The 17,807-nt window shown below is 69.4% G+C and carries 14 protein-coding genes; 3 read left to right on the top strand and 11 right to left on the bottom strand.

The genetic code is table 11. The features are described from left to right. Positions 1-67 precede the first annotated feature (67 nt). Entirely contained in the window at positions 68-1,036 is a 969-nt protein-coding gene (locus HNR73_RS34915; protein WP_184792316.1) for a helix-turn-helix transcriptional regulator, read from the top strand. Positions 1,037-1,074: 38 nt separating this feature from the next. On the opposite strand, the gene HNR73_RS34910 is transcribed toward HNR73_RS34915, so the two are convergent. Further along, entirely contained in the window at positions 1,075-2,004 is a 930-nt protein-coding gene (locus tag HNR73_RS34910) for an SDR family oxidoreductase (protein WP_184792315.1), read from the bottom strand. A gap of 45 nt (positions 2,005-2,049) precedes the next feature. Then, positions 2,050-3,399 carry an RICIN domain-containing protein gene (locus tag HNR73_RS34905; RefSeq protein WP_184792314.1) on the bottom strand — a complete coding sequence of 450 codons (1,350 nt, stop codon included), beginning with the start codon at positions 3,397-3,399 and terminating at the stop codon, positions 2,050-2,052. 213 nt (positions 3,400-3,612) lie between these two features. On the opposite strand from HNR73_RS34905, the gene HNR73_RS34900 reads away from it, so the two are divergent. Next, complete coding sequence (locus HNR73_RS34900) at positions 3,613-5,232, top strand: peptide-N4-asparagine amidase (protein ID WP_184792313.1); 1,620 nt, start codon at positions 3,613-3,615, stop codon at positions 5,230-5,232. 43 nt (positions 5,233-5,275) lie between these two features. Here the strand turns inward: HNR73_RS34900 and HNR73_RS34895 are convergent, their stop codons facing one another. From HNR73_RS34895 to HNR73_RS34870, 6 genes are all read right to left on the bottom strand, one after another. Beyond that, entirely contained in the window at positions 5,276-5,614 is a 339-nt protein-coding gene (locus tag HNR73_RS34895; protein WP_184792312.1) for a hypothetical protein, read from the bottom strand. Between the two features lie 43 nt (positions 5,615-5,657). Next, positions 5,658-8,198, bottom strand: a complete 2,541-nt coding sequence (locus tag HNR73_RS34890; protein WP_184792311.1) for a CHAT domain-containing protein — start codon at positions 8,196-8,198, stop codon at positions 5,658-5,660. Between the two features lie 55 nt (positions 8,199-8,253). Then, a complete protein-coding gene (locus HNR73_RS34885; protein ID WP_184792310.1) occupies positions 8,254-8,766 on the bottom strand; it encodes a hypothetical protein in 513 nt (170 codons plus the stop codon). Continuing rightward, positions 8,759-9,376, bottom strand: a complete 618-nt coding sequence (locus tag HNR73_RS34880; protein ID WP_184792309.1) for an RNA polymerase sigma factor — start codon at positions 9,374-9,376, stop codon at positions 8,759-8,761. The genes HNR73_RS34885 and HNR73_RS34880 overlap by 8 nt, the downstream gene beginning before the upstream one ends. Positions 9,377-9,386: 10 nt before the next feature. Beyond that, a complete protein-coding gene (locus tag HNR73_RS34875; RefSeq protein WP_184792308.1) occupies positions 9,387-10,832 on the bottom strand; it encodes a S8 family peptidase in 1,446 nt (481 codons plus the stop codon). Positions 10,833-11,439: 607 nt separating this feature from the next. Then, positions 11,440-13,026 (bottom strand): M28 family peptidase, encoded by a 1,587-nt coding sequence (locus HNR73_RS34870; RefSeq protein ID WP_184792307.1) that lies wholly within the window; start codon positions 13,024-13,026, stop codon positions 11,440-11,442. Between the two features lie 168 nt (positions 13,027-13,194). On the opposite strand from HNR73_RS34870, the gene HNR73_RS34865 reads away from it, so the two are divergent. Further along, positions 13,195-14,574: a choice-of-anchor A family protein gene (locus HNR73_RS34865; RefSeq protein WP_184792306.1), complete on the top strand. Its 1,380-nt coding sequence runs from the start codon at positions 13,195-13,197 to the stop codon at positions 14,572-14,574. Between the two features lie 80 nt (positions 14,575-14,654). Here the strand turns inward: HNR73_RS34865 and HNR73_RS34860 are convergent, their stop codons facing one another. The 3 genes from HNR73_RS34860 to HNR73_RS34850 all read right to left on the bottom strand — a co-directional run bounded on the left by HNR73_RS34860 (position 14,655) and on the right by HNR73_RS34850 (position 17,714). Next, on the bottom strand, positions 14,655-16,319 hold the full coding sequence (locus HNR73_RS34860) for an alkaline phosphatase D family protein (RefSeq protein ID WP_184792305.1): 1,665 nt from the start codon (positions 16,317-16,319) through the stop codon (positions 14,655-14,657). Between the two features lie 122 nt (positions 16,320-16,441). Then, positions 16,442-16,729: a DUF2218 domain-containing protein gene (locus HNR73_RS34855; RefSeq protein ID WP_184792304.1), complete on the bottom strand. Its 288-nt coding sequence runs from the start codon at positions 16,727-16,729 to the stop codon at positions 16,442-16,444. Between the two features lie 31 nt (positions 16,730-16,760). After that, positions 16,761-17,714 (bottom strand): ABC transporter substrate-binding protein, encoded by a 954-nt coding sequence (locus HNR73_RS34850; protein WP_184792303.1) that lies wholly within the window; start codon positions 17,712-17,714, stop codon positions 16,761-16,763. Positions 17,715-17,807: the final 93 nt, after the last annotated feature.

The raw sequence follows: 17,807 nt of genomic DNA, 5'->3' as shown, positions 1-17,807 counted from the left end.
TTTAGCAGACCCACCGGGGGGCCTTCCACGGGATATCCCCTGTGCCTTGACCAGGAGGTTCACCCGCATGAAGGCCGGCCGGCTCGTGGCGCTTCTCCTCACTTTGCAGACCGAGCGGGGCGCGACGGCGGCCCGGCTCGCCGAGGCGCTCGACGTGTCGGTGCGCACGATCTACCGCGACGTGACGGCCCTCCAGGGCGCCGGTGTGCCGTTGTGGACCGAGCCCGGCCCGACCGGGGGCATCCGCCTCCTCGACGGCTGGCGGACGCGCCTGGACGGGCTGACCGCCGACGAGGCGGCGAGCCTGTTCGCGGGGACCGCCCCGGCCGTCCTCGACGGGCTGGGACTGGGCACGGTCGCGGTCGCCGCGCAGGCGAAGGTGCTGGCGACGCTGCCGCCCGAGCTGCGCGACCGGGCCGGGCGGCTGCGCGAGCGCTTCCACCTGGACGCGCCGACGTGGTTCGCCGGGCCCGACGAGGTCCCGCACCTGCACGCCGTGGCCGACGCGGTGTGGGAGCAGCGGCGGCTCGACGTCGGCTACCGGCGCGGCGAGGAGGTCGCGCGGCGGGTCCTCGACCCGCTGGGACTCGTGCTCAAGGCGGGGGTCTGGTACGCGGCGATGCGCGCCGACGGCGGGCGCGTGCTGACCTACCGGGTCTCGCGGATCACCGACGTCGCCGCGACCGGTGAGGTCTTCGAACGGCCCGGCGACTTCGACCTCGCCGACTGGTGGGCGGCGTCCCAGGCCGCGTTCGACGCGGCGATGCAGCCCCTGTCGGTGCGCGTGCGGCTGAGCCCGCGCGGTGCCGCCAGGCTCGCGCACGCCGTCGGAACCCTCACCGCGCGCCGGGCACTCGACGGCGGCGGCCCGCCGGACGACGAGGGCTGGACGGAGGCGCGGATCGACCTGGAGAGCGTGCACATCGCCGTCTCCCAGCTGACCTTCCTGGGCGCCGAGGTGGAGGTCCTGGAACCGGTGGAGGTACGGGGCGGGCTCGCGGCGGTCGGGGCGGCGATGGCCGCCCGCAACGGCTAGCGCGGGACGGCGGGGAACACCCGCCGCCCCCGTGGCCGCTAGCGGTAGGGCGCGTAGTCGTCCTCGGCGCCACCGGCCTGGATCGCCTTGAAGTACTCCATGAAGCGCGGCTGCGAGCCGTCGAGGTCCCGCACACCGTAGGCCGGCGCGAGGGTCCAGCTGGCGACCCCGCGACCGCCCCAGCGCTTCTCCCGTTCGGGATCGGCGGCCAGCGCGACGATGCAGCGCGCGACGTAGTGCGGCGTCTCCGACAGTCCGAAGTGGACGCTTTGCGGAATGGCGTCGCGCCAGGTCTCCTCGGTGACGCCGAAGTGCTCAAGCATCTGCTCCGAGCGCAGGAAGCCGGGCGTCACCGACACCGCCGTCCCGCCGTGGGGCTGAAGCTCCTTCGCCAAGGCCTTCGCCATCCGGATCGGGGTGATCTTGGCCAGGTCGTAGAAGAACTGGTCGCGGTAGTCGGTGTTGAACTCCTCATCGCCGTCGGTGATCTCGACGACGAGGCCGCCGGGGTTGCGGATCAGCAGCGGAAGGGCCTCGTGGCTGGTGATGATGTGCGTGTCGATCGCCAGCCGCAGCATGTGGAAGCCCTTGTCGAGGTCCATCTCCCACAGCGGCTTGTCCCACTCGGTGAGGTGCTCCCCTCCCCAGATGTCGTTGACGAGGACGTCGAGCCGCCCCTGCTCCTTGTCGATGCGCGCGACGAGATCGCGCACGGCGCCGACGTCGAGGTGGTCGGTCGGCACCGCGATGCCCTTGCCGCCGGCCGCGTCGACGAGTTCGGCGGTCTCCTCGATCGTCTCGGCCCGGTCGATCTCGGAACGTTTCGCGCGCGTCGACCGGCCCGTGGCGTAGACCGTCGCGCCCGCCCGCCCGAACTCGACGGCGATCGCGCGTCCCGCGCCCCGGGTCGCCCCCGCGACCAGTACGACCTTGCCCCGCAACTGCGGCTTCGCTTCGTTTCCGCTCATGCGGGCATCCTCCCGCCGATCCTTGCCACCTACCGGCAGGAATTCCTAAAGGAATGTGAATCGCTGGCTCTTGCCGCTCCCGCAGCTCGCCGACACCGGCGCTCCGTCACCGCTCACGGCGATACAGGTCCCGTTGTCGACCAGGCGGATCCGGTAGACGCCGTTCCCGACCTCGTCGAGGCTGAAGATCTGGGCCGCGTCACCGGTGCAGGCGTCACCGATGAACCCGTTGCCGACCCCGTTGGCCGCCGAGGAGATGCACCCGGCGCCGTGCTGCGGGTGATTCGTGGTCAGGTAGTAGTCGCCGCCGCCCAGGCTCTCCAGGCCCTTCGCCGACAACGGCGAGGACGAGCAGCCCTTCTGCACGACCGTCGAGTCACCCAGATCGGCCTCGTCGAGGCACATCCCGGAGGACACCGACTTGATGCGGAAGGAACCGGTCTTCGGGTCCTTGCCGCCGTCGTCGCCACCACCGCCGGAGGGCTTGTCGTCCTCGGTCGGATCGTCCTTGGTGGGGGTGTCCTTCGGCTTCGGCTTGGACGACGGGGACGGACTCGCCGAACTCGACGACGGTGACGGTGTCGCCGAAGGCGAGGCCTGCGAAGGGATCGGCGCGAGTTCCGGTTCGCCCTGCGCGGCGGTGCCGGTCGCTGGATCGTCGGGCTTGTCGTCACGGAGGGTGCCGATGGCGAAGAGCGCGAGAGCGACGACGAGGGCCGTGGCGAAGACGCGGACGGGGACGGCGTTGAGGCGCAGTGCCCGGCGCCGGGTGAGCCACGCGGGCAGGCGCCGGGTCTTGCGGACCTTCGGCGGCCGTGGCGCGCGCGGCGGCTTGGGGGTCTTGGGTGGCTTGGGGGTCTTCTTCGGCGTGGCCGGGCTCACGGCGGGCGGTGGCGGCGGTTCCGGCGCGATGGCGGGCGGCGGGGCCTCGGCCGTCGCGGTGTCGGGAGTCGCGGCCTCGCCGGCATCCGCTACCACGTCGACGATCGGCGCGGCCGGAGGCGGAGGCGGTACCGGGATCGCCTCGACGGCGAGGGTTCCCGGCACGAGCACGAGCGGGGCCTCCTCCTCGATGAAAGGCTCCGCGGTGATGACCGGCAGCTCCTGGGTGTCGTCGTCGAGCCGTTCCGGCACGGCGGCGACGGCGACCGCCTCGGGGACGGCCTCCGGCTCGACCGTCCGTTGTGGATGCTTCCGGCCCGCCGGCCGCCGCGCCCGCACGGGCGGCGGCGGTACCTCGACGGGCTCCGGTTCCGGCTGTGGTACCCGGGCCTTCGCCGCGCGTTTGCCCGTCGCACCACGCTTCGACGAGGAGCGCCGGCCGTCGGCGAGCGACGGGAAGGGCTCGACCGGGCGGCCGTCGGGTGCGCCGGGATCCTGCGGATTCGCGGTCATGGGCATTCACCTCGGGAAATAAGGGCACGGCGGAGCTGACGGTGCCGTGCGCCCTCATGCTATTTGCCCGGCCGGTTTCCCGCTGTCCCGTCGCTTCGCCACCGAGCGTGCGAGCGACCACGGTCCGCACCGTTGATCAAGCCTTGACGAACCCTCCCGGGATCTGGCTTACTCCCTGCGGTTCACCACTCGCGCAAGGGAGGCCGGGTACAGATGAGACTCACGCACAAGGCCCTGCTCGCGGCCGGTGCCGCGGCACTCGCCGTCGCCGTCGCGGTTCCGGCGCACGCCGCCGAACCGCCACCCGAGTTCGGCACCGACTGGGACGACCCGCGCACGGCCGTCACGCCCGTCGAGAAGCCGGACACGCGCTCGTGCGAGGTGCCGCTCGTCGACTACGAGTTCCGCGACTTCACGCCCTTCGAAGGCACCTACACACCCCCGGCCGACTGCGCCGGCGACTGGTCGAAAGTCGTACTGCGCCTGGAAGGCGCGGTCGCCGGACGCCAGTACGACCGGCTCGGCGCGCTCACCATCGGCGGCGTTCCGATCTTCAAGACCTCCACGCCCGAACCCTCCGCCGAAGGCATCCGCTGGACCGTCGAGAGCGACCTCACCGAGTACGCCGCACTGCTCAGGTCCCCGCAACCGACCTGGATGCTCATCGGCAACGTCGTCAACGACACCTACACCGGAGTCCTCGACGTGCAGGTGTACCTGACCTTCTACACCACCGACGCCGCCAACCCGGCCGGCTCCGTCGCCGAGACCGTCACCCCGCTCGCCGACGAGCACAAGGAGGACGGCACCACCATCGGGAACCTCACGCTCCCCCGCAACTCCGAGCGACTCATCGCCGACGTCTACGCGACCGGCTCAGGCGGTGGCTGCGAGGAGTTCTGGTACTTCACCGCGCCCGCGCCGGACTACTCCTGTCCCAACCCCGACGGGCCCTACCGCGAGGTGCAGGTCCTCGTCGACGGCGAGCTCGCCGGGATCGCCGCGCCCTTCCCGCACGTGTACACGGGCGGCTGGTCGAACCCGTTCCTCTGGTACGTGCTGCCCGCACCGCGCGCGTTCGACATCAGGCCGGTGTCCTATGACCTGACGCCGTTCCTGGGCCGTCTCAACGACGGTGCCGCCCACGAGATCACCGTCCAGGTAGTCGGTGTCCAACCGGGACAGTCGGGCTGGGACACTCCGGTGGCGTTCCGCTCATGGCAGGACGAGGGCAGCACGGTCGTGCGCGGCAGGCTGATCGGCAACCGCGCCACCGACCTGAAGAACACGAGCACCCACACCGCCGACGGCGACGCCCACCGCGTCGACACGAAGGGCTCCCACCGGCTCACGACGGTCGGTACCCTCAAGACCTCGCACGGCACCGTCGTGACCACTGTGGACCGTGCCGTCGCCAACACCGGCGTCCACTCCTGGGGACCCGGCGAGAACCCCGACGGCGTCACCGGCACCTGGACCGACGACGTGACGGTCGCCCGCGTCGGCGGCGGCCTCCCCTCCCTGGAGTCGAGCCGCAAGACGTTCACCCTCGACGGGAACATCGCCGTCGACACCGCCGACCGCCTCACGACGACCATCACCATCGGGGACGCCGAGAAGTACCGGTCGCTGTCCGGCGACGGCCTGACCGTGACGAACATGTCCGATGTGTACACCGGCGAGGCGGGCTGGAACATCAGCGCACCGAGGCCCGAACGGCACGCCATGGGGACCTCGGAGCACCACTACACGCTGTCGGGCACCGAAGGGTGTTACGACCACAGGATCGCCACGAAGAACGGGTACGTCACCGCCGACGAGAACGGCTGCTGAGTCCCGCCCCTGGGCCCGGCCGTCGCGACACGGCCGGGCTCTTCTACGTCCAGGACTTGAGGAACTTGGGTTCGGGCGCGTCGGGACTGTGCCCGTTGGGGCGGTTCTTGCGCGGGAGCTGGTTGAGGCCCATCGCCGAGGCGAAGACCAGGAAACCGTTGAAGAGGGCGACGACCCACTTGATCGCGTTGGCGTCCTTCGCCAGGAACGCCGCCAGGTACGCGAGAACGAGGGCGATGCCCAGCGAGGTCCACTTACGCCACTTGTCGAAGCGCTCGCCGATGAGGTTGCCGAGGACGTTGGGGACGAGGAGGGCCGCGGCCGCGGAGCCCTGCAGGCTGAGCAGGCTGGCGGCACTGAAGAGGGATTCAAGACTGTCCATGTACACATCGTGCTATGTGGACACAAGCCCCGCCACCCGGTGACTAACCGGCTCCGAACAACACGAAGGGCGCCAGGTCGTGCTTGGCGTTCGCCTCGGCGAGCGCGCGTGCGGGAGCGACGCCTTCGGCGATGAGCCGGTGGTATCCGACCATGACATCGCGGGCGACGTCATGCGCGACCCGAGCCACCGACGAAACCACGGTGGACGTGCCGGCGTAGAGGAGGGCGGCGGTGAACCCGAGCGTCTCGTCCCCCACGGCGACGACCGATCGGCCCACATCGCACGCCGACAGCGTGACGTGCCGGGGTGGGGCCGCCAGGCGGGCGATGTCGTAGGCCATGAGCGGACCGTCGGCGAAGTCGAGGCGGGAGAAGAGAACGTTGTCCGGTTCGTGATGGCCGTGAGCCGCGAGGTGGGCGATGGGGGCGCCGTCGAGGGCGGCGAGGGTGGCGGATGCGGTGGCGGTCTCGGCCTTGAGGACGGTGCCCTGTGGGTAGCGGCTCGCGATCTGGGTGAGCTCGGACTCGGCGTGCGTGAGGTCGGGTCCCGCGGCGAGGAGGGGAACGCCCTTGCTGGACCACTCCCGGGTCGCGGCGGCCATCCAGACGGCGGCGGAGGGGGCGACGGTGACGGGACGGCCTCGCAGCGGCGGGAGCAGGCCCCAGGGGAGGGAGGAGAGGAGCTGGGTCGGCACGACGATGAGGTCGCGGTCGCCGATCAGCGGGAGGATCTCCCCGAAGAGGGCATCGGCGAGCCAGTCTGTCTGGTGATGGATGGACGAGCGGATCGCCTCCTCCATCCGCTCGGGGAGGCGGCGCCCCTGGAGGGCGTCCAGGTCGGCGACGAGCCGACGAGCGGCCTCCTCGATGTCGATGCTGGAGCCGAGTTCGACATGCCGAAGCTTGCCATCGAGGACGAGGGCGTGCATCCGGCCCTCATGGGCGAGGAAGGACACGAGCGCGGAATGCCGCCTGTTCAATTCGCCGCGGATCTGGGCGGCGGAGTACTCCGGGATGGATTCACCGGGACCGGTGGCTAGCCATGAACGCTCGCGGAGGACCTTCTCCAGCCTGGCACAACGGGCCTTGTCCTCACGGGCGAGTTCTCCCGCTAGATCGGACTTACGGATTCGATCATGGAGCTGCCTCACCTGAGCGAGCAGATCGGCGATCTCCGGATCCTCGGCCGGGCGAATCGGTGGCAGCCGAAACGCCTGGGCGCGTGACCGCTCGGACCATTTGAAGATGGTCTGCGCTCTACCTGACCCGAGGGCGTACGTCAGGCCACTCCCAGCCAGCTTGCGCCCTAGGTAGGCCGCTCCTACCTGAAGTTCGACGCTCCCCAGGCGACTTCGGAAGTCCTGCAGGGCCGCAAGCCCGGTACGGACACTCGCGAGCGCTCTCGACGGCTCGCCTCGGGCGATGGCGAGTTCAGCACGCACCTGTGCCCTTGAGAGACGAACCGAGATGTGCTCACTTGGTCGAGCACGCGCGACCGAGCTGAAGGTCGCCTCGGCTGACAAGATGTCACCGACGCCTATCCATACTCGCGTGGCAAGCAGTGCGGCGAGATCCGAGTCCGAGATTTGGCCGAGTTCGTGGTGCCGAGAGGCCAGACGCTCGCAATCGCGAGCCATCTCGCGGCTCAAGGGCACGAACTCGAACTCGGCAAATCGCAAGACTAGTTCGGCGCCGACAGCGAGCCTTAGGTCACCCTGCCGAAGACCTCGCGCCTCAGCCGCCTTCGCCTGTTGTGAAGCCAGCTCCGGATTGTCCATCTCCAGTGCAAGTTGGGCACGCAAGACCTCAGCGATCGCGAGTGGATGGTGTTGCAGCAGAGTGCTCATGCCTTTCGTCGCCTGTTCCAGCCGAAGCACCGCCTCATGCAGCAATCCTGCGGAGTGGAGGACGTGGCACTGCGCCGCCAGCAAGACCGGACCCATGTCCGGAGCGTGGATCTCATACAGGCTGCGCGCGTGTTCGAGGGAGGCAAGCGCGGCCGGAACGTCGCCGAGGTGCCGCGCGACGATGCCTCGCGCATGCACCGCCTTCGCCGCCCAAACGGTCTCCCCGAGCCGGTCGGCAAGTTCGTAGCAATCACTGAAGTCCTTGAGCGCGGCCGAGTACTTGCCCTCATCTCCGTATGCCGCGCCACGATTCAGGTACAAGGCCAACAGCGTCGTGGTCTGGCCGTGCCTGACGAGCAACGGCTTCGCCCGCGCAAAGTCTTCCAGCGCCTCATGAAGATGTCCGGCCATGCGCAGGATCAGCGCGCGTTGCTGGAACAGGATTCCCGCGTCCTCGTCAGCAACATGGATCTCGGCGTCTTCCAAGAGCCGCAGCCCCTGCTCGGTGTCACCCTGTTCTGCGTCCGCGTAGGCCAGCGTGACCATGAGGCGTGCGGCGATCGCAGACGCCGCAGGGTCCCAGGAGACCGATCGACCGTCGAACCAGCCGAGCACGCGAAGACCTTCACGCAGCCGCAGGACCGCCTCGGTCAACCGCCCTGTGTTGACCGCCTCTTTGCCGTCAGCGTGCAGCCTGCGAGCTTCGGCCAACACTTCGAGTCCCAGGGAGCGCATTTCGTCATTCTTATACACGCCCCCCGGTGTCGGACTCCCCCATCGGCCATGTACGTCAGACCATGATGGACGGCGTGACCACCACCGGTGGGGTTCCACCGTGCACTTCCTGCCACGAGAGACGAATGACCATCTGCAGCAAGCCGTGCGGGACGTCTTCCACCACGAACCGGCCCTGGGGATCCGCCATCGTCTCACGCTTGGCGTCAGGTGAACGGCATTCCACTCGATGCTCTCCGGCAGGAGCCAGCCAGCCGTCGATCCGCACCGTCTCATCGGTGATCGGTCGAATACTGATCATGACCGTCAGGACCGAACAGTCGAAGGTGATCGTCCTGGTCTCGGTCGCCTCGGTGCTGCGAACACCGACAAGCCGGTGCTCCTCACAGACCCTGGCCACCTCGGCGTCCAAGTCCTCCAAGTCCACGGCGAACTTGATGCGTTCGATCAATCCGGCCGGTACCGGGTCGGTCATCTCGTACAGCTCCCTGACAGCCCGCAACGCCGCCAGGTCGGCCTCATCGATACGGCCCTCGGCGCTGATATCAGGTCCACCAAGCTCACTCATCGGATAACTCCACTCGATCGTTCCACGCCGGATCGGCGCGCAACAGCTGTCGCAACTTCGCCAGACACCGCCCCCGTGTCGGGCCGATACTTCCGCGTGGGATCCCCAGCGCGGTAGAAACCGTCTCGTAGTTGGGCCGGTCGGTGAAGGCGATGATCCGAATCAGCTCTTGGCATCGATCGGTCAACGATGTCACCAGACCCCACAACACTCGGTACTGTCCCTGTACCCGGATCCGATCGGTGACATGTTCGTCCACATCGGGATCTTCGGACATCATCGAGTCCCACTCGGGCTCGACCGGTTCCTCACGGCAACCGGCCTTCCACAGACGAATGGCTTCACGCTTCGCCACCGTGACGAGCCAGCCGACCAGGGCCTCGGGCGTCTCGATCTTGTGGAGGCTGCTCCACAGGCGGAGCCAAGTGTCCTGGACGACGTCCTCGGCGGCGACACGATCGACACCTTGACGGCGGACCACGTTCCACAGCAACGGAGTCAGCTCGACGACCAGTTCGTTCAGCGCATCCCGGTCACCGTCGCGGGCCCTGCGGAGGGCTTCGGCCCTCCGCAGGGCGACCACGTCGACCGGGTTCGATACATGCTGCATGATCGAGACGCTATCCCCCGATGGCCTTCACGGCCGCCTGGAGTCGGTAGGCGCTGGAACGGGCGTCGGTGACCGAGACACCCGCCATGACGTCCTCGGTCGTCAGTGCGGCGGCGAGTTTGGCGGCGATGACGGGAGCCGCGAAAGAGGTCCCGCTCCACATCGCGTAGCCCGAGCTGAAGTCGTCGGGGTCGAAACTCTCGCGGAGACGGCGGCGAGCCCGGTTCTGACTGTCGGGGTTCATCGAACCCTCGATGACGGGGAAAGTGCTCACCATCGAGGCCCCGAGAGCGAAGCAGGTCACCCAGGGACCATCGTTAGAGAACATCGCGACCGAGCCGTTCGGGTTCAGCGCTCCCACGCTGAGCACCGGCGCCGCGGTCGGCTCACGGTCGACCGCCGCCATGGCCGCCGGGTAGAACGGGCGCGTGGTCGCGTAGTTTCCGGCTGCCGCCACGACGGCGATACCGAGGTTGGCGAGCCTGTTGACCATGCCCGCCAATCCACCCTTCGGGCTGTCCTCCGGGTGCTCGTCCGGATAACCCATCGCCAAGACCACGATGTCGACCGGATTCACCGTGTCATCGCCGTTCCACGCTCGCTCCGCCTCGTCGGCGATGTGATCGAGTGCGATGAGCAGTTCGTTCTCGTAGGTGAGACCGTCGTTGTGCATGACGCGATAGGAACGCACCTGGGCGTCCGGTGCGAGCTGCCGGACGACCCCGGTCATGAAAGTGCCGTGCCCGAAGTGAGAGGCGAGGTCGCCCAGGAGCGATCCGTCGACATGCGGCTGATCCCAGGCGCCCTTGAGAACAGGGGTCTCGGCATCGGCGTTCGCGGTCAGCACCTTCTGCAGATCGCTGTTGATGGTGACGAACGTGTCGTCGCCCTCCTGCTCCTCGGAGATGTCGAGGTCCGGGTGATCGACGGCGATCCCGGTGTCCAGGATGGCGATCACCGGCCGGCGGCCCCCCGGAAGCGCTTCGGCCGGCCGACGGGCGGGCATCGGAAGCATGAGATCGACCGGCACCCGTCCCGGATAGGACGGACCCTCGTAGGGGCCGCTACCCTTCGGCCAGAAGTCGTTCCCCTGCCCGATCAGGCTCCCCGGCCCGCCAATCGCCGACCCGACGAGAATGTGCTCCAACCGAACACGGCCGGCAAGATCGGCGTCGCACCGTCCACCGTGGACCGACGCGCGCAGGTTCTGCACCGTCTTCCACGCGTCGATGCTCACGGGCGTGGCCCGGTCGCCGATGGTCAGCCGGGCGCGCTGGAAGCGCCTGGGCACCCGGTCGCCGTTGTGGTCGTCGCGCTCGACGCGAACGCCATGTAGGGCGATGGCGGCGTCGAGTTCCGCGAGCCTCTCCCCGCTGCCGAGCAGCTTGTGGCACAGCATGACGCGGTCGTATCGATAGATCGTGCTGCCGGGGGTGTCCTCACCCGGCGCCAACACGGCTTCGCCCGGGCGGAGTACTCGCGCCCGGTGCCGGTCGAGAATGTTTGCCGGAATGGGTGGGATTCCGGCGGAGCGGTCCCGACGTGAGTCGGGGTCGCCGAGACGAGGGGTTCGTCCGGTGAAGTGGACCTTCATGTTCTCGGTGCTCCATCCTGAGATCGGTCATGCGGGCAAGCCATCGGAGGGCGGTAAGCGAGATCCCCCCGGGATGAGATGTGACGCCGTGGCGTGTACGTCCCCCAGCACGTGCCAACAGCGTCACATCTCATCCCCAGCCCCCGATATCGCCGTGGTCTTCCCTCTCACGGCAGCCCCATGTGGAGCACCCCTCCACGACGCGGTGAGGATCGCGTCGCTTCGTGGTGGGCCGGATGGCCGTTCCATAAGTAAAGAGGGACCACGAGAGGCCGCAGATACGTGACCTGGGTCACATTATTCGAGATTCTTGAACCGGCGCGAGTGAATATCGGTGGGCCGTCGGCGCCAGCATCATCGCAGGTGGCCGAGTGTGCCCACCATGACCGAACGGGCGGAGGCACGGGCTGCGCAGCCGAAAAGGCGCCGTGCCCGGAAGGGGCACGGCGCCGGTCAGCGGTATCCGTTCCTACGGCCGGTTGAAGCCGAGCTGGTAGGCGCCCGAGCCGCTGTAGGCGTAGACGCGGTACCGGTAGGTGCCCGCGGTGCCGTCATAGGTGAGGGTCTCGTCGGGTCCCGAGCCGGTCGACTGCGCGACGTTCGTCCACGTGCTTCCGTTGAGCTTCTGGAGGTACAGGTCGAAGTCGACGCCGGCGGGGCCGTCGAGGCAGCCGGCGTGGCGACCGGACACAGTGGTCTGGTACGAGCCGGTCGGCGGCGGCATGTAGTCGGTGTTCCCCGTGCCGGTGAGGCTGTCGTTGAAGCGGTTGTTGTAGTTCGCGCAGGCCCCGGCACTGACGACCGTCAGTGTGTAGGTCGCCGTCCGCGCGCCCGACGTCCCCGTCCCCGTCACCGTGATCGGGTAGGTCCCGGCCGGTGAGTTGCCCAGCGTGATCTGCATCTGGGAGCTGCCACCGGATGTCACGGCCGACGGGCTGAACTGGACCGTCGCGTTGGCCGGCGCGCCGCCCGACGAGAAGGTCACCGTCTGCGGGCTGCCCGAGACGGTCTGCGTCGACACCGTCGCCTGCACGCTCGTGCCCGGCTGCGCCGAACCCGAGGTCGGCGACACCGCGATGGTGAAGCCGCTCGGCGGGGTGCCGGTGTCGTCGACGGCCAGAACCCAGATGGCACGGGCGATCGCGTCGCCGGCCCGGTCGATGGCGGTGACGTTGATGTTGCCCGGGTAGCGGTCGCAGGAGGAGTGGTAGCAGGAGTCGTAGGCGACTCCGGCGGTGCCGCCCCACTTCTGGACCTGCGCGGCGGTCTTGCGCGCCGACGCGCCCGTCGACAGGAACGTCGTCGCCACACCCGCGTTGCGGAACGGGCCGTCGTCGGAGCAGCACTCGGTCATCGTCTCGGTCGGCACGCCGATCGCGTCGAAGTGGCCCTTCAGGGAGGCCGTGAGCGTGCTGTTGAGGTTGGTCAGGAAGTAGCCGGCGTTCGTCGAGCCGACCATGTCGAAGTTCAGGTAGGCGCTGATGCCCGCCGTGCCCGAACGCGAGACGTAGAACTGCGAACCGCGCAGGCCCGACTCCTCGTCGGCCCACCACGCGAAGCGCACGTGCTTGAGCATCGTCGGGTTGCGCGACGCCAGCGTCAGTGCCGCTTCGAGCAGGGCCGCCGAGCCCGAACCGTTGTCGTTGATCCCCGCGCCGGCGCGGACGCTGTCCAGGTGCGCCCCGAGCATCACGGTGCTGTTGGCGGCACCGCCCGGCCAGTCGGCGATCACGTTGGGATCGCTGCCGTTGCAACTGGTGCAGGGCTGCAGCGTGACGGAGAAACCGGCGGCCGTGAGCTTCTGCTGCACGTAGGCGGCCGAGGCGTCGTACCCGTTGGTGCCGCTGGCTCGGGTGCCGCCGTTGTTGGTCGCGATGGTCTGGAACTGCTGGAGATGGGCCTTGGTGTTCTCGACGTTGACGTCGGGCGGCGCCAGGGCCACGGCCGCGGTGACGGCTTCGACCGGAGCGGCCTGTGCCGGGGCCGGGGTTAACAGCGCGGCCGTGAGAAGGGCGGCCGCTAGCGCGCCGACCGCCCGGATGCTGCGTGGAGTCATGGGGGATGGGCTCCTCTGCCGGGGGAATCGGGCGGATTTCGCCCGACTCGTGCGGCCAGGATAGTGACGGGAGCGTTACGACACCAGCGGAACCAGTAAGCGAATGCCGCGACACGCCGGGTTGGCACCAAATGCCGCGCTCGTCCGCCGAGACGGTAAGTCTGAGCCATGCGAATGATCATCTCGACGATCTCCGCCGGCGGGGTCCTGCTCGTGGCCGCCGCCGTCGCCCAGGGTGGGGACGCCCGGCCTCCCGAAGCCGTCATCACCCCACTGGCGGGGGCCGGTGACTTCAACGCCTTCGTGGAGGGCGACGCCCGCTTCTACGACGGCGAGATGGAGGGACCGCTCGCCGTCGGCGGGAACCTGGTCCTCTCGGGCGGCTACCGGGTCGCGATTCACACACCCGGAACGACGACGGCGCCGGGCGACGCGCTGCCCTCCGCGCTGATCGTCAACGGGCGCGTCGACTGGGATGCGAGCGCCCCGGACGCCACCCTCGACGTCTTCGACGGCTACGTCAAGATCGGCGACATGAGCGGCAGCGCGGCACTCGACCGCGACCGGAACGGCGCTGCCCAGTCGACGCGCGTCAACTCCAGCGGCGACGCCTACGAAGATCTGCCGCACATCTCCAGCCACGTGCGGGAGCCTCTGGACGCCGTCGAAGGCGAGCCGCTCGACGTGGCCGCCGCCTTCGCCGGGTTTCGTTCCGCCGCGGGCGAACTGGCCACGTGCCCGGCCACGGTGGCGCTCCTCACCGGCAATGAGGACCCCTACGTCAATGACCTGCCCGAGAACGCGGAGGTGAAGATCCGCATCGCCTCCGGGCGCACGAACGTGCTGAAGATCGACGCCGCCGAGCTGAGCAGGATCAGCGACCTGGACTTCCTGGGCAAGCCGACCGCGAACGGTCCGCTCGTGGTCGTCGTCGACACCTCCGGCGTCGGCGACGACTTCGACTGGCGTCCGCCGAATCTCAGCGGCGTGGGCGGCGCCGAGGCCCCCTACATCCTGTGGGACTTTCCCACGGCCACCGCGATCACACTGCCCAGCGGCGGGCACACGATCGAAGGCTCGATCCTCGCCCCGAACGCGAAACTCACCGACCACGACGTCAACAACATCGAGGGCCAGGTGGTGGTGCGCGAGCTCGTCGAAGGCGGCGGCGGGACCAGCGCCGGGGAACTGCATCAGTTCCCGTTCAAGGGGATCGTGGACTGCGAACCGCTCGCGCCGACGTCCTCCCCCGGCGTGGGGTCCCCGCAGACGCCGGTCCCGAACGACACGAGCCTCACGCCGTCGCCTTCGGGTATGAGCCCCACACCGTCGCCGTCCGGCGATGGCGGCGGCCCGTCGCCTTCGGGAAGCGGGCCGGTTCCGGCGACGAGCGGACCGGTTCCGTCGGACGTCGTCCCGCACCCGCCCGGCCCGCAGCCCGGCGCGGCCCTGCCCGTCACCGGGAACGGGCTCGCGCTTCCGCTCGCCCTGGCCGGGTTCGCGCTCCTCGTCGCCGGTGCCGTGCTGACCCTCCGGGCCCGTCGCTGACAACCCGCCGCGGACAGAGAGGACCGGGGACACCGCGACGGTGGGGTGTCGCGGCGCCCCCGGCGGGTGGGGATGTGCCGTTAGAGGTCGTCGGCGCCGTCGCCGTAGAAACCATCGGTCGACGGCGGCTCTCCCGTCGCCCGTACATCCGTCGACAGTGGACGGAGGTAGGTCTGCTGGGGTCCGGCCACGCCGTCCTCGATGACGAAGGTCGCCTTCGTGTGCGCCGCCGAGCCGGTGGCCGAGACCATCGGCACGACGCGGAAGTCGGCCTTCAGCTCACCGGGCGTGATGCGGGTGCGGACGTAGCCGCGCTGGCCGTTGAAGAAGCGCAGGTGCGGGTTGAGCCGCATCATCGGGTGGTCCGCCGGGTTCGAGTCGGCACCGTCGCCGCCCGAGGTGATCGACGAGCAGACCAGCTCCGAACCGACGGTCTCGCCGGTCGGGTCGTCGTAGTCGAGCTTGAGGTCGCTCGCCCAGTGCGAGTGCACGTCGCCGGTCAGGACGACCGGATTGCGGACGCCCGCCTCGATCCAGCCCTCCGTGATGCGGCGGCGGGAGGCGGTGTAGCCGTCCCAGCCGTCCATGCTGGTCTTCTTGACCGGACCGTCGGTGTTGTCCCGCTGGCCGAAGAAGACCTGCTGCCCGAGGACGTCCCAGCGGGCGCTGGAGCGGTTGAGGCCGTCGAGGAGCCAGGCCTCCTGCTCACCGCCGGTGATCGAGCGCGCCGGGTCGTCGGCGGCCGGGCAGTCCTGGTAGCCGTCGCCGCAGGCCTGGTCGTCGCGGAACTGGCGGGTGTCGAGCATGTGGAAGGTCGCCAGGCGGCCCCAGTTCAGGCGACGGTAGATCTGCATGTCGATGCCCTGCGGGACCGAGGTCCGGCGCAGCGGCATGTTCTCGTAGTAGGCGCGGAAGGCGGCCTTGCGCCGCTCCAGGAAGTTCGGCTGCGGGATCTCGGGGTGCTCGGGGATCTCGTCGGCCCAGTTGTTGTCCAGCTCATGGTCGTCGAAGACGACGACCCACGGTGCGGCCGCGTGCGCGACCTGGAGGTCCGGATCGGTCTTGTACTGGGCGTGCCGCTGCCGGTAGTTCGCCAGGGTCTCGGTCTCGGGACCCTCGTGGTCGCGGATGTTGCCGCCGGGGATGGTGTAGGTGTCCTTCTTGTACTCGTACTGGTAGTCACCGAGGTGCAGGACGATGTCCGGGTGGTCCTCGGCCATCCGCCGGTAGGCGGTGAAGTAGCCGTGCTCGTACTGCGAGCAGGACACGAAGGCCATGTCGAGGGACTTCGGCATCGAACCGCGCGGCGGTGCCGTGCGGGTTCGCCCGGCCGGGGAGACCCACGTGCCGGTCTTGAAGCGGTACCAGTACTCGTGTCCGGGCGCGAGCCCGTCGGCCTCGATGTGGACGCTGTGGCCCCATGCCGGGGTCGCGTCGACGCTCCCCCGCCGCACGACGCGGCGGAAGCGGCTGTCGGCGGCGATCTCCCAGGAGACGGAGACCGAACGGTCGGGCATGCCGCCCTTGCCGTCCTCCGCGAGCGGATCGGGAGCCAGGCGGGTCCACAGGACGACACCGCGCCAGTCGGGGTCGCCGGAGGCGACGCCGAGGGTGAAGGGGTTGGACTTGATCTCGTATCCGGCGGCGGCGAAGGCCGGGATCGCGCCGATGGCCGAGACTCCGACGGCGGCGCCGCCGGCCAGGATGACGCGCCTTCGCACGCCGGGGCCGATGTGGATGGACATGAGGTGGGCCTCCTCGGAATCGGTCGGGGCGGGTTCGCCCTTACCGTCGCGAGGAGGCCCGTACGTGGCGTGGCAGGCGGTCGGCGATCGCCCGACGCCGACGTGAACAGTGTGCGACCCGCCTAGACCTCCCGCTTCCAGTCCACGGAGAGTTCGTCCCGTGTTCCGAACCTGGTCAGGTGATCCCCGACCACGTACTCGGTCCGGCCGAGCAGTTCCTCGTCGGCGGCCTCGACGCGCAGGATCAGGGCGTCGGTTTCGGCGGCGTAGTCACAGGTGCCGAACTCGAACACGGTCCGTCCCTTGTGGTCGTCCCACTCGGAGTCGGCCTTCTTGTCGAAGTGCGAGCAGAGTTGCTTGATGTAGCGGGAGGCGCGGTCGGTGGCGACCCGGGCCTGGGATGCGGGCATGCGCATGCCTTTCCGTGCGGGGTCCGGGGGTCTACTCGCCGAGGTTGGCGGTGAGGTCGCCGAGCACCTTCAGGGCGCCGAGGGGGCCGCCTCGGGAGGTCCACAGTGTCCCGTCGACCTCCACGAAGTGCTCGTCCTCGACCGCGCCGAGGGCGGCGAAGGCGGGCGTCTCCTTGGCCTCGGCGAGCGCCTCGGCGCTGCCGGGCTGGAGGGTGGCGGCGAAGATCCAGTCGCCGTCGGCCTTGTCGAGGTTCTCCAGGCTGAGGACGTCGGTGTGCGCGAAGCCGGGTTCCTGCTGGGTGTCGGGGCGGACGAGTCCGGCGTCCTGGATCACGAGGCTGGCGAAGGAGTCCTTGAGCATGACGACCGGGCCGTCGGGGTTCCAGCGGATGATGCTCACGCTTTCGCCGGTGTGGTCGGCGATCGCGGTCTTCGTCTCGCCCGCCTTGGTGGTGTAGTCGGCGAGCCAGGCGTCGGCTTCGGCGGTCTTGTTCACCGTTTCGGCGGTCTTGGCGAACGCGGTCTTCCAGTCGGTCTCGGGTTTGTAGGTGACGACGGTGGCGGCGATGTCGCGCAGGGAGGCGAGGCGGGCCTCGTCGGCGACTCCCCCGGCGAGGATCAGGTCGGGTTCGAGGTCGTTGATCGCGTCGAGCGCGGGTTCGGCGACGGTGCCGACGGTGGTGATCCCGGCGGCGAGGTCACCGAGGTAGGCGGGGGGTGTGGTCTGGCCGCGGCCGTTGACGGTGCCGGAGGGCTTGACGCCCAGGGCGAGCAGGCCGTCGAGGTCCTGTTCGGACAGCGCCACGATCTTCTTCGGTTCGACGGGGACGTGCACCTCGGCGCCGGTGGCGTCGATGACGGCTCGGGTCGGGGCGGCGTCGCCGCCTTCCCCATCGTCGCCGGATCCTCCGCACGCGGCGAGCGCGAGGGCCGCCGCGGTGAGGAGGGTGACGGCGGCGGTGCGCCGGGTACGGGTCGTTCGCATCTGCTTGCTCCGTATCAGGTCTGGGGTTCACCGAGGGTGTCGGGGGCGGGGACGGGCCGTCGCCCCCGATCGGAACTTAGGTTAGCCTCACTT

Origin of the sequence: Phytomonospora endophytica (assembly GCF_014202425.1) — a bacterium.
In the GTDB taxonomy this organism is placed as follows: domain Bacteria; phylum Actinomycetota; class Actinomycetes; order Mycobacteriales; family Micromonosporaceae; genus Phytomonospora; species Phytomonospora endophytica.
Note: the sequence above shows the minus strand (reverse complement) of the source record. Positions and strands in the feature narration are given on the sequence as shown.

Excerpts from the sequence above, each read along its gene's own strand:
- HNR73_RS34895 (WP_184792312.1), bottom strand. The coding sequence starts at position 5,614 with ATGGACAGTCTTGAATCCCTCTTCAGTGCCGCCAGCCTGCTCAGCCTG.
- HNR73_RS34905 (WP_184792314.1), bottom strand. The coding sequence starts at position 3,399 with ATGACCGCGAATCCGCAGGATCCCGGCGCACCCGACGGCCGCCCGGTC.
- HNR73_RS34870 (WP_184792307.1), bottom strand. The coding sequence starts at position 13,026 with ATGACTCCACGCAGCATCCGGGCGGTCGGCGCGCTAGCGGCCGCCCTT.
- HNR73_RS34850 (WP_184792303.1), bottom strand. The coding sequence starts at position 17,714 with ATGCGAACGACCCGTACCCGGCGCACCGCCGCCGTCACCCTCCTCACC.
- HNR73_RS34910 (WP_184792315.1), bottom strand. The coding sequence starts at position 2,004 with ATGAGCGGAAACGAAGCGAAGCCGCAGTTGCGGGGCAAGGTCGTACTG.
- HNR73_RS34880 (WP_184792309.1), bottom strand. The coding sequence starts at position 9,376 with ATGCAGCATGTATCGAACCCGGTCGACGTGGTCGCCCTGCGGAGGGCC.
- HNR73_RS34855 (WP_184792304.1), bottom strand. The coding sequence starts at position 16,729 with ATGCCCGCATCCCAGGCCCGGGTCGCCACCGACCGCGCCTCCCGCTAC.
- HNR73_RS34900 (WP_184792313.1), top strand. The coding sequence starts at position 3,613 with ATGAGACTCACGCACAAGGCCCTGCTCGCGGCCGGTGCCGCGGCACTC.
- HNR73_RS34890 (WP_184792311.1), bottom strand. The coding sequence starts at position 8,198 with ATGCGCTCCCTGGGACTCGAAGTGTTGGCCGAAGCTCGCAGGCTGCAC.
- HNR73_RS34865 (WP_184792306.1), top strand. The coding sequence starts at position 13,195 with ATGCGAATGATCATCTCGACGATCTCCGCCGGCGGGGTCCTGCTCGTG.
- HNR73_RS34885 (WP_184792310.1), bottom strand. The coding sequence starts at position 8,766 with ATGAGTGAGCTTGGTGGACCTGATATCAGCGCCGAGGGCCGTATCGAT.
- HNR73_RS34915 (WP_184792316.1), top strand. The coding sequence starts at position 68 with ATGAAGGCCGGCCGGCTCGTGGCGCTTCTCCTCACTTTGCAGACCGAG.
- HNR73_RS34860 (WP_184792305.1), bottom strand. The coding sequence starts at position 16,319 with ATGTCCATCCACATCGGCCCCGGCGTGCGAAGGCGCGTCATCCTGGCC.